The organism is Clostridium sp. AM34-9AC (genome assembly GCF_003480225.1).
Taxonomy (GTDB): domain Bacteria; phylum Bacillota; class Clostridia; order Lachnospirales; family Lachnospiraceae; genus Acetatifactor; species Acetatifactor acetigignens.
This window is the reverse complement of the sequence record NZ_QUIU01000063.1, coordinates 1-1772: the sequence shown is the minus strand read 5'-3', so window position 1 is coordinate 1772 and position 1772 is coordinate 1. Positions and strand designations below refer to the sequence as shown.

The following is a 1772-nucleotide window of genomic DNA, read 5'->3' as shown; positions in this document are numbered from 1 at the left end:
CATACAGAGGGAAAAACCTTAAAAATGATACCGAGACGCTACACCAAAACAGCCTATCTGCGTACATCAGATAGAAACGGAGAAAGGAGCCGGTTATGGCAAGAATGAGCAACAAGCGACGGCTGGAATGGTCTTTCTTCTTAAATGACCGCAGCCGTATCACTTACAACGAACTGTGCCGGAAATGCCAGCACGAATGTAAACAGAGCTTCCGGGCGGTTGTGGTTGACTGCCCGAAGTATCTTTCCAAGCGTTCCAAGAAAAAGGACAAGACTGCCGGAAACGGCAAAATCCCTTAGGAACTAAGGGCGCACTTCTATACATAGTCTAAAGACCATGTATCGTGCGTCCTGCGGAGCTTACCTCTGCCGCTGATAAAATCAGCAATCCGAGGTCTGCGTTCGCTTCGCTCCGACAAGGTGGCTACCCCCCCTTGCGCCGCTAAAGCGGCTATCCCCTGTGTACCCGCCGCAAAGAGAAATCCGCTCTGTGGTTTTCCCTTTTCATCGGGTTTTATAGAAGCACTGACACAGACTGTCTGCGGATGGTCTTTCTTTATCTTATAAGCAAAGGATGTGAGAACATGGAAAAATCTTTGGAACAGTTAAAGCAGGAATATGAAAAAACCACTGTCCTGCTGGAACAGGAAAAACGGAAAATGCAGCGTTTGAAAAACCGGCAGGCGTATCTGGAAAGCGGTTCCCGGAAACAGAGGACGCACCGGCTGATTACCCGTGGGGCAGCTATTGAGAGCATTGCACCACAGACAAAGGAGCTATCCGAAGCGGAATTTTATTCCCTCATGGAAAGCATTTTGAATCTGCCGCAGGCGGAGCCTTTCATCCGGTCTGCCGCAGAAAACCACGCCCGTATTTCCGGGCAGGAGAAAGGCGGTGACTAAGGATAGCACTTTATCATTTTTCAATCGCACAGATAAAGCGCAGCGCCGGTCAGAGCGCCATTGCCAGCGCAGCCTACCGAGCCGGGGAGCGTCTTTACAGCAGCTACTATGGAGAAGTCAGCGACTACACCAAAAAGGGCGGCGTGATCGCTTCGGAAATCATGCTGCCGCCCCATGCGCCGGAAATATATCTTGACCGGGCGACCCTCTGGAATGCTGTGGAGAACTGCGAGAAACATCCAAAAGCACAGCTTGCCTATTCCTTTGATATTGCCATGCAGAATGAATTGACGCTGGAAGAAAACATGGAGCTGGCGAGGAAGTTAGTGCAGGAGCAGTTTGTGGCAAAAGGCATGATTGCCGATCTTGCTTTTCACAGTCCGGAGAAAGAGGACGGCGGTATCCCAAACCCGCATTTCCATGTGATGACAACAATGCGCCCTTTGAACCCGGATGGCACATGGGGACAAAAACAGCGTCGGGAATATCTTCTTGATGAAGATGGAAACCGAATCCGGGATAAAAACGGCGATTATATGTTTAACGCTGTCCATACAACAGACTGGCATGAGCCGGAAACGCTGGAACACTGGCGGGAGCAGTGGGCGGCTGCCGTTAATACAAAATTTGAGGAAAAAGGGCTGGATGTGCGTATCGACCACCGTTCCTATGTGCGGCAGGGGCTTGACCTAATACCTACTGTCCACGAGGGAGCTAATGTCCGGCAGATGGAAGCAAAGGGCATCCGCACCGAGAAAGGGGAACTGAACCGCTGGATTAAAGCCACCAACCGGCTCATGCAGGATGTGAGGAAGAAGATCAAAGCCCTGTTTGTCTGGATGGCAGAGGTAAAAGAAGAACTTTCCAAACC

3 protein-coding genes are annotated in these 1772 nt (G+C 50.7%); all 3 read left to right on the top strand.

From position 1 onward, the window contains the following. The first annotated feature begins 95 nt into the window (after positions 1-95). A complete protein-coding gene (locus DW835_RS17680) occupies positions 96-299 on the top strand; it encodes a hypothetical protein (protein WP_004614949.1) in 204 nt (67 codons plus the stop codon). A gap of 284 nt (positions 300-583) precedes the next feature. After that, entirely contained in the window at positions 584-901 is a 318-nt protein-coding gene (locus tag DW835_RS17675) for a DUF3847 domain-containing protein (protein WP_182430358.1), read from the top strand. Positions 902-903: 2 nt separating this feature from the next. Beyond that, positions 904-1772: MobQ family relaxase (gene mobQ, locus DW835_RS17670; protein WP_243037240.1), on the top strand; the 869-nt coding region annotated here is incomplete at its 3' end.

What these genes read in the sequence shown, in the direction of transcription:
- DW835_RS17675 (WP_182430358.1), top strand. Translation starts at nt 584, where the DNA reads ATGGAAAAATCTTTGGAACAGTTAAAGCAGGAATATGAAAAAACCACT.
- DW835_RS17680 (WP_004614949.1), top strand. Translation starts at nt 96, where the DNA reads ATGGCAAGAATGAGCAACAAGCGACGGCTGGAATGGTCTTTCTTCTTA.